The organism is Dietzia sp. B19, assembly GCF_014145155.1.
GTDB classification, from domain to species: Bacteria; Actinomycetota; Actinomycetes; order Mycobacteriales; family Mycobacteriaceae; genus Dietzia; species Dietzia natronolimnaea.
On record NZ_JAALED010000113.1, the window covers coordinates 1 to 8,430 of the forward strand.

At 70.0% G+C, this 8,430-nt stretch carries 10 protein-coding genes; 8 read left to right on the forward strand and 2 right to left on the reverse strand.

The window, feature by feature from the left end:
* The 4 genes from G6020_RS04445 to G6020_RS04460 all read left to right on the forward strand — a co-directional run.
* The coding region (locus G6020_RS04445; protein ID WP_182609802.1) for a DUF2892 domain-containing protein at positions 1-232 on the forward strand (232 nt) is incomplete at its 5' end.
* Positions 233-286: 54 nt separating this feature from the next.
* Positions 287-1,168, forward strand: a complete 882-nt coding sequence (locus G6020_RS04450) for a sulfite exporter TauE/SafE family protein (RefSeq protein WP_182609803.1) — start codon at positions 287-289, stop codon at positions 1,166-1,168.
* A gap of 106 nt (positions 1,169-1,274) precedes the next feature.
* The gene (locus G6020_RS04455) at positions 1,275-1,820 is read left to right on the forward strand and encodes a YetF domain-containing protein (RefSeq protein WP_095718483.1); all 546 of its coding nucleotides are present in this window, start codon (positions 1,275-1,277) and stop codon (positions 1,818-1,820) included.
* Positions 1,821-2,142: 322 nt separating this feature from the next.
* A complete protein-coding gene (locus G6020_RS04460) occupies positions 2,143-2,949 on the forward strand; it encodes a linear amide C-N hydrolase (RefSeq protein WP_347238307.1) in 807 nt (268 codons plus the stop codon).
* A gap of 9 nt (positions 2,950-2,958) precedes the next feature.
* Here the strand turns inward: G6020_RS04460 and G6020_RS04465 are convergent, their stop codons facing one another.
* On the reverse strand, positions 2,959-3,828 hold the full coding sequence (locus G6020_RS04465) for an oxygenase MpaB family protein (RefSeq protein ID WP_182609804.1): 870 nt from the start codon (positions 3,826-3,828) through the stop codon (positions 2,959-2,961).
* Positions 3,829-4,006: 178 nt separating this feature from the next.
* On the opposite strand from G6020_RS04465, the gene G6020_RS04470 reads away from it, so the two are divergent.
* From G6020_RS04470 to G6020_RS04485, 4 genes are all read left to right on the forward strand, one after another.
* Positions 4,007-4,810, forward strand: a complete 804-nt coding sequence (locus tag G6020_RS04470) for an SIP domain-containing protein (protein ID WP_182609805.1) — start codon at positions 4,007-4,009, stop codon at positions 4,808-4,810.
* Positions 4,811-4,914: 104 nt separating this feature from the next.
* Complete coding sequence (locus G6020_RS04475) at positions 4,915-5,898, forward strand: ABC transporter substrate-binding protein (protein ID WP_182609806.1); 984 nt, start codon at positions 4,915-4,917, stop codon at positions 5,896-5,898.
* Entirely contained in the window at positions 5,895-6,869 is a 975-nt protein-coding gene (locus tag G6020_RS04480) for an ABC transporter permease (protein WP_182609807.1), read from the forward strand. Before G6020_RS04475 ends, G6020_RS04480 begins: the two co-directional genes overlap by 4 nt.
* A 2-nt stretch (positions 6,870-6,871) precedes the next feature.
* The gene (locus G6020_RS04485) at positions 6,872-7,663 is read left to right on the forward strand and encodes an ABC transporter ATP-binding protein (RefSeq protein ID WP_182609808.1); all 792 of its coding nucleotides are present in this window, start codon (positions 6,872-6,874) and stop codon (positions 7,661-7,663) included.
* A 116-nt stretch (positions 7,664-7,779) separates the two neighbouring features.
* Here the strand turns inward: G6020_RS04485 and G6020_RS04490 are convergent.
* Positions 7,780-8,430 (reverse strand): galactosyltransferase-related protein (locus tag G6020_RS04490; protein ID WP_182609809.1); only part of this gene is annotated, 651 nt, incomplete at its 5' end.

The following is an 8,430-nucleotide window of genomic DNA, read 5'->3' on the forward strand; positions in this document are numbered from 1 at the left end:
CCGGCAGGTCCGCATGGCCGCCGGCTCCCTCGTGCTGGTGGGCGTGACGGCCTCGAAGGTGCTCTCCCCGAAGTTCGCCTACCTCGCCGGCGCCATCGGGGCCGGGCTGACCTACTCCGCCGCGAGCAACTCCTGCGCCATGGCCGCCGCCCTGTCGAAGATGCCGTGGAACCGCTCGGCCGACGAGCCCGGACTCGGCTCCGTGCTCGACTCGCTGCCCGCCCGCTCCTGACCCACCCGACCCCCGACACCGGAACCGGCGCCCCGCCGGAGAAAGGCACCTGACATGGAGATCACCACGATCATCGTCGTGGCCCTGGCCGTCCTGGTCGGACTGTCCCTGGGCCTGCTCGGCGGGGGCGGTTCCATCCTCGTCGTCCCGCTGCTCACCTACATCGGCGGACTCGATCCCAAGGAGGCCATCGCCACCTCGCTGTTCGTCGTCGGCGCGACCTCGCTGGTCAGCCTGTTCGGCCACGCCCGCAAGGGCAACGTCCGGTGGCGCACCGGCCTGATCTTCGGCGCCGCCGGCATGGTCGGCGCGTTCGGCGGCGGGTTGGCCGGCGGCTACATCCCCGGCACCGTCCTGATGGTCGCCTTCGCGATCATGATGATCGCCACCGCGGGCGCCATGATCAAGGGCCGCAGGGACCGCGACGGCCAGAGCACCACCCATCACCACCCGCTGTGGCGGATCCTGCTCGACGGTCTCGTCGTGGGCGCCGCCACCGGACTGGTCGGTGCGGGCGGCGGATTCCTCGTCGTCCCGGCCCTGGTGCTCCTGGCGGGTCTATCGATGACCGTCGCGGTGGGCACGTCCCTGCTGGTCATCGCCATGAAATCCTTCGCCGGACTCGGCGGCTACCTCACCTCGGTCAGCCTGGACTGGCCGCTCGTCGCCGCCGTCACCGCCGCCGCCATCGCCGGTTCCTTCGTCGGCATCCGGCTCACCTCGGTCGTCCCGGAGAAGGCGCTGCGCAAGGGGTTCGGCTTCTTCGTCCTGCTCATGGGAGCCTTCGTCCTGTCCCAGGAACTGCCCTTCCCCGCCGCACCGATCATCCTGGGCACCGTCGCCATCCTGGGCACTGCCGCGGCCACCTGCCTCCTCGCCGCCAAGGACCGCTGCCCGCTGAGATCCGCCACTCCGATCGCCGCGCGGGCCTCGTGACGCGGAGCTGAACGGCCCCGACCGCACGGACCACGGCCCGTGCGGTCGGGGCCGTTCCCGTCGACGCCGGTTGTCCTCCGACCGCGGTGCGCGCACCATTCGCGTCATGGATACAACTCTGCTCTGGGACGGCTGGGAACCGGTCGTCCACTCCGTCGTCATGGTCGTGTGCGGTTTCGTCGCCCTGGTCGTGATCCTCCGGGTATCCGGCCCACGCACCATGGCCAAGATGACGCCCCTCGACTTCATCGTGGCGGTGACCATCGGTTCGGCGTTCGGGCGCACACTCACCGCCACCGAGGTGCCGCTGGCGCAGACGGTCCTGGTGTTGGCGCTACTCGTGGGCGTCCAGTGGTTGTTCGCGGCGGTCCGCGCGCGGTCTCCGCGCGTCCGGTCCCTGCTGGACAGCCCGCCGATCCTCCTCTATTACCAGGGACGGATGCAGGGCAGGGCGCTACGGAGCCACCGCCTTCTCGAGGAGGACGTCCACACCGCGGCCCGGCAATCCGGGAAGGGTTCGCTCGAGCAGGTCGCGGCGGTGATCCTCCAACAGGACGGCAGCCTGGGGGTCATCGGTCGCGACGATCTGGGCGACGCCTCGAGCCTCCTGCCCTTCACGGGCCGACACGACATCCGTGACAACGAGGGCTGATCGAGGGATAGCTCGAGGGATAAAGAAATCATCCCCGACCGGTGGCGTGAGGAATATCACATCGTTACGGCGACCCCACTGTGCTAGGGAAAGGCGGGGTCATGGATCAATTCAACCGGAGGGCCTTTCTCGCGCGGGCGTCCCTGTTCGGTGCATTCGTCAGCGCGGGCGTCGCGTTTCCGGGCGCCCTGAACGGCTCCCTCGAAGCGGTGGGACGAGCGAACGCCCAGGGCACGGGGAGTGCCGTCCTCGACGCGGTCGAGGAGTTCTCCCTGGACACCATGCGGGCGCTGTGTGTGATGGTCATGCCCGGACCCGACGAGTGGTCGAGGCAACAGGGCACGCCGCGCGAGGACCCGGGACCGATCGAGGTCGGCGGCGGCGAGTTCATGAAGGACCTGTTCGACAACTACCTCGCGATGGGCGACCAGCTGGCCCGACCGCTCGCGCTGGGACTCGGGACAGCTTCGCCACCGTCGCCGAGGCCGTGGAGTGGATGCGTCAGTCCCGGGTCCAGATCCGGACATCCGGAGACCCGGTCACCGGCACCACCGTCACCGTCCACCTGGCGCTCGACGACCGCAGCGGCGACTCGGCGATCATCGAGTACATCGACGGCGAGCCCCACATCTGGCATGACCGGTCCTACACGGTGATGACCAATTCGCCGCCGTTCGCAGAGCAGCTCGAACGCCTCCACGAGATCGAGGGCTTCGGCGGTGACCGCCCGCTCCCCGGGGGCACGGACGCCGACGAGAGGTTCGCCCGCGCGGCCTTCTACCTGGACCGGCTCCCGGCGCCCGCCGACCGGACGAGGGCTGTCGCGGAGCTGCTGAGCGTGATGCGCAACGCGTCCCAACCGTTCCGCGTGCCGGATCCCGACCACCCCAACGCCTCCACCACCCTGTGGCGGACCATCACCGACCACGTCGACGGTGTGTACGTCTTCGAGGACACCGGTCGGCCCAACATCGTCTGGGTCCGGCTGGACGGCCTCGACCTGTCGGAGGGCGCACCCGTGCGCAAGCTCGACCTGGTCGCCGACACCGGGCTCGAGGGGGGACTGGTCGGCGAGGTCAGCGCGCACTTCGAGGCGACGGCCCCGATGGAGTTCCTCCGCGCGCCCTGAGACCCGCGCTCAGAAGACGGCGATCCCCAGCCGTCGGCGCACCCGGAGGTCCCACAGGTTGAGCGTGTAGACCACGCGCAGCGGCCTGGACAAGACCAGGTCGAGCGCGGCCGCGAGATTCACGATGATCCGGCGGCGCCGGAGGTCCTGAGGGGTGATGGTCCAGCGCATCTCGTCACGGATCCGATCGGGGACCGCGAACTTGGTCATGGACAGACTCCACGGGCCGAGGGTCTTGTGCGCGAGAGTCCCCAGCTGCTTCATCCGGATCTCGAGGACCGTGAAGTCGGCGAGCGACTGGAGGTACTCGCGGACGGTGTCGTCGATCCGGACGCCGTCGATGCACTCGGCGAATCGCCGCTCGTACTCGGTCCAACTCGCCGGCCACCGGGCCTCGGGCACGTTCAGGGTGGTGCCGAGCGGCCGCGCGAGCTCGATCACCCGGTCGAGCTCCGCCTCCGACAGCGGCCCGTGCACCATCTCCCACTGATCGGTGTAGTAGCGGACCAGACACAGCGCCACCCACGTCTGTGAGGCCGCGGAGTTGGCGTTGTAGCGGACCGGACTGGACCCGGTGGAGTAGACCTGCGCGTGGATCTGCCGCACCGCCTCGTGGAAGAACTTCCGGTCCTCCTGGTTCCCCAACGTGGCCACGGCGAGGTACTGGGCGGTGGTCCTCCCGCGCTTGATCGGGCGGAGGTCACCGCGGCCCCGGTCCACCCGGCTCTGTACCACGCCGTACCCGACGGCGGGGTCGGCGAGTTGCATCACCACGTTCGCGGCGGGGAGCCAGAACCACAGGTGCGTGGACAGGTCCGGGAGGTGCCGGATCCTCATCGGGTCGAGGCCTGCGTCGACGGATCGCGTTCCTGGGTTCATCACGTCACTCCCTGTGCACTGCGCGTGCCGCGCGATCATGTCGTATGTGGCCGAGTTTCAGATCACATATATCTTACATTGGGATGCGAGGGGAAGGAACCCACCGCTCGACCGGGACGCCGGGACGCCGGGACGCCGGGACTGGCAGGATAGGGTTGCCTAACTTAAGGAGGCCCCCGTGGCAGATGAGCGCAAGCGCCCCACCCCGACCACCCTCACCGTGCTGCGCACCGAGACGGTGAGCGCCCACATGGTCCGGGTCGTCCTCGGCGGCGCGGGGTTCGACGCCTTCGCCCCGCGCGCGGAGACCGACAGCTACGTCAAACTCGAACTGCCCTCCGAGGACGGCCCCGTGGTGCGGACCTACACCGTGCGTCGCGTCGACCTCCCGGCCCGCGAGATCTGGATCGACTTCGTCGTGCACGGAGACGCGGGCGTGGCGGGGCCGTGGGCCCGGACGGTCGCGCCCGGGACCGACGTCACCGTCCGGGGGCCGGGCGGCGGGTACCGTCCCGACCCCGAGGCGGACTTCCACCTCCTCGCCGGGGACGAGACCGCGGTCCCCGCGATCTCCGCCGCGCTGGAGGCCCTGCCCGAGGACTCGGTGGGAGCGGTGTTCCTGGAGGTGGGAGACGACGACGACGAGGTGTCGCTCACCGCTCCGGAGGGGGTGCGGATCACCTGGCTGCACCGCGGGACCCCCTCCACCCACGCCGGCCCCGGACGGATCGACGGCGACGCGCCGCTGGTCGTCGCCCTCCGCGAGATGCCGTGGCCGGACGGCGACGTGCAGGTGTTCGTGCACGGCGAGGCCGAGACCGTGATGAAGCATCTGCGCCCCCTGCTGCGCTCCGGACGCGGCGTCCCGGCCCGGCGGGCCTCGATCTCGGGATACTGGCGCCGGGGCCGCACTGAGGAGGGTTTCCGCACCTGGAAACGCGAGTTGGCGGAATCGGAGCCGGATCAGCAACCCGTGAGGTGAGTCCCGGGTTACGCGGTCGGTGTGACCCGGTACCCTCATGTGCCAGCACTGTTAACGCATCCGGCCCCTCACGCTCACCCGTGACCGTAGACAAGGCATGGCACATGGCATTCTCACGCGCGACGCTCTTCACCGGACTGGTGGCCACCTCGGCACTCGTCCTCGCAGGCTGCACCGGCGGCTCCGACGATGACGCCGCCGGTGGCGGCGGCGAGTCCTACACGATCGGCATCAACCAGCTCGTCCAGCACCCCGCTCTCGACGCGGCCACCGCGGGCTTCAAGGAGGCCTTCGCCGACGCCGGTGTCGAGGTGGAGTTCAACGAGCAGAACGCCAACGGTGAGCAGGCCACCGCGCTGACCATCGCGCAGCAGTTCGCCGCCGACGACCTGGACCTCGCGCTGGCGGTGGCGACCCCGGCCGCCCAGGCGATGGCCCAGAACATCATCAACATCCCACTGCTGTTCACCGCGGTCACCGACCCGGTCTCGGCCGAGCTCGTCGACTCGATGGAGGAGCCGGGCGCCAACGTCACCGGCACCTCGGACGCCGCGCCGATCGACGAGCAGCTCGAGCTGCTCAAGGAGATCGTCCCCGACGCCGAGCGCGTCGGCATCGTCTACGCCTCGGGCGAGGTCAACTCGCAGGTCCAGGTGGACCAGGCCGAGGAGGCCGCCGGCCCGCTCGACCTGGAGATCGTCACCCAGACCGTCACCTCGGTCAACGAGATCCAGCAGGCCGTCGAGGCGCTCGGCGACGTCGACGCGATCTACGTACCGACCGACAACATGGTCGTCTCCGGTATCGCGGCTCTCGTCCAGGTGGCCGAGAGCAAGCAGATCCCCGTGATCGCCGCGGAGGAGGGCACCGTCTTGGGCGGCGCCGTCGCCACGCTGGGAATCGATTACACCGAGTTGGGCCGCCAGACGGGCGAGATGGCGCTGCGCATCCTGCGCGACGGCGAGGACCCGGCCACGATGCCCGTGGAGACCGCCGCCGAGTTCACCTACGTGGTCAACGAGGACGCCGCGGAGCGCCAGGGCGTCACCATCCCGGAGGACATCCTCGCCGAGGCTGAGAAGAAGTGATCGGCGCCGTCGAGGTAGGCCTCATCTACGGGGTCATGGCGCTGGGGGTCTTCCTGACCTTCCGCGTTCTCAACTTCCCCGACCTCACCGTCGACGGCAGCTTCACCACCGGTGCCGCCACCGCGGCGACGGGCATTCTCGCAGGCTGGAACCCGGTGCTCGCGACCCTCGCGGGTTTCGTCACCGGGTTCCTGGCCGGGATCATCACCGGCCTGCTGCACACCAAGGGCAAGATCGACGGCCTCCTGGCCGGGATCCTCACCATGATCGGGTTGTGGTCGGTCAACCTGCGGATCATGGGAAGCGCGAACGCGCCGTTGCTGCGGCAGGACCACGCGTTCACCCCGCTGCGCGAAGCCGGCATCCTCGGCACCTGGGGTGGCGTCGCCATCCTCGCGGTGGCCGTGGGACTGCTCGGCCTCGTCGTCGTCTGGTTCCTCACCACGAACCTGGGACTGTCGATCCGCGCCACGGGCGACAACGGTCCGATGATCTCCTCGTTCGGTGTCTCCACCGACTTCACCAAGACCCTCACCCTCGCCCTGTCCAACGGCCTCGTGGGCATGTGCGGCGCGCTGTTGGCGCAGTATCGGGGCTTCGCCGACATCTCGATGGGCATCGGCCTGATCCTCGTGGGTCTGGCCTCGGTCATCCTGGGCCAGGCGATCCTCGGCCAGCGCAGGCTGTGGCTCGCGGTGTACGCCGTGATCGTGGGCGCGGTCCTGTACCAGCTCATCATCGCCATCGCGCTCGAGGTGGGGCTCAACCCGAACGACATGAGGGCGGTCACGGCCGTGCTCGTGGTGATAGCGCTTCTCGCGCCCAAGTGGAAGGCCGTGGGCGGACGATTCGGGCGCAAGCCCACGACCGCGGCCGCCGCGAACGAGCGCGCGGTGGCGGGCACCGGGACCGCCGTCGACGCCGGGCCCGAGTCCGCCGACACCGCCGCGACCGGCGCCAAGGAGACCTGACGATGCTGACAGTCACCGATGTGTCCAAGACCTTCTTCCCGGGCACCGTCAACGAGCGCCGCGCACTCCACGGTCTCAGCCTCACGATGGCCGAGGGCGACTTCGTCACCGTGATCGGCTCCAACGGCGCCGGCAAGTCGACCCTGCTCAACGCCGTGTCCGGCCGGTTGATCGCCGACGGCGGCAGCATTCAGATCGACGGCAAGGACGTCACCCGGTTGCCCGACCACAAGCGCGCGAAGTACGTGGGCCGCGTCTTCCAGGACCCACTGGCCGGGACCGCGCCCACCCTCACCATCGAGGAGAACCTGTCGCTCGCGGTACTCCGCGGCAGGCGGCGCGGACTCGGCCCCAGCCTGAACAAGAAGCGCCGCGCGCAGTTCGCCGACCAGCTCGCCATGCTCGAGCTGGGTCTCGAGGACCGGCTCACCGCCAAGGTCGGGTTGCTCTCGGGAGGCCAGCGGCAGGCGCTCTCGCTCCTCATGGCCGGGTTCACCCAACCGCGGATCATGCTGCTCGACGAGCACACCGCGGCCCTGGACCCGCAGCGGGCCGAGCTGGTCACCACGATCACCGAGCGGATCGTCCGCGAGGGCGGGCTCACCACGCTCATGGTCACGCACAACATGGAGCAGGCCATCCGGCTGGGCAACCGGCTGATCATGATGCACGAGGGCCGGATCGTCTACGAGGCCGACGACCAGAAGAAGGCGTCGCTCACCGTGCAGGACCTGCTCAAGGAGTTCGCCAACATCAAGGGCGCGACGCTGTCCGACAAGGCGTTCCTGGGCTGAGGCCCCGCCCGGCCCCGCCGCCCCGCCCGGCTCCCGCCCGGCCCGGCGCCCATCGAAAAGGTCGTTCCGCACACCCCCTCTCGGGCGATGCGGTCCGAACGCTCTTCCCGTCGGGGTCAGCCCTCGATTCCGGGGCGGTGGTCCTCAGCGTGCCGATCTGCGGGCACCGCCTCCCAGCCGTCGCCGCGACGGCGGACCAGCCCCCTCCGCCCGAACTCCTCGAACCACCCCGGGGCCGGCCACTCGCCCCAGCGCTCGGCGTAGTGGGCTCCGTTGCGCAGCAGGTCCTGCAGGTGCTCCACCGGCGGGGACGACACGGGGTGCCACCGATGGTAGGCGTGGGCGCCCGCCACCAGCACCACCGGCACCCGCCGGTACAGGAGCCTGCGCCCGAAGTCGGTGTCCTCCGCGCCGTAGCCGGTGAAATGCTCGTCGAACCCACCGAATTCCACGCGGATCCGTGTCCAGAGGTCGGCGTGCAGGGCGAAGGAGAGCGACCAGAACATCCCGAACTCGTCCGCCTCGAGTCGTCGGACGCCGTGCTCCGGGAACGGCCGCGCGGCGTGTGGGTCGGTGAGACCCGCCAGCTCGGAGGGATCCGGCGCCCCCGCGGATTCCGGCAGATAGGTGACCGGGCCCACCCCCACCGCGTCGGACGGGAGGTCCGCGTACCGGCACCCCAGGTCCGGGCCGGGCATGCAGTCGACGTCGAGGAAGATGATCAGCTCGGCGCCGGACCCCACCGCCCGGTCCCCGCCCGTGTTCCG

Bases quoted from the DNA above. Each gene is read 5' to 3' on its own strand.
- G6020_RS04450 (WP_182609803.1), top strand. From the start codon at position 287: ATGGAGATCACCACGATCATCGTCGTGGCCCTGGCCGTCCTGGTCGGA.
- G6020_RS04455 (WP_095718483.1), top strand. From the start codon at position 1,275: ATGGATACAACTCTGCTCTGGGACGGCTGGGAACCGGTCGTCCACTCC.
- G6020_RS04465 (WP_182609804.1), bottom strand. From the start codon at position 3,828: ATGAACCCAGGAACGCGATCCGTCGACGCAGGCCTCGACCCGATGAGG.
- G6020_RS04475 (WP_182609806.1), top strand. From the start codon at position 4,915: ATGGCATTCTCACGCGCGACGCTCTTCACCGGACTGGTGGCCACCTCG.
- G6020_RS04485 (WP_182609808.1), top strand. From the start codon at position 6,872: ATGCTGACAGTCACCGATGTGTCCAAGACCTTCTTCCCGGGCACCGTC.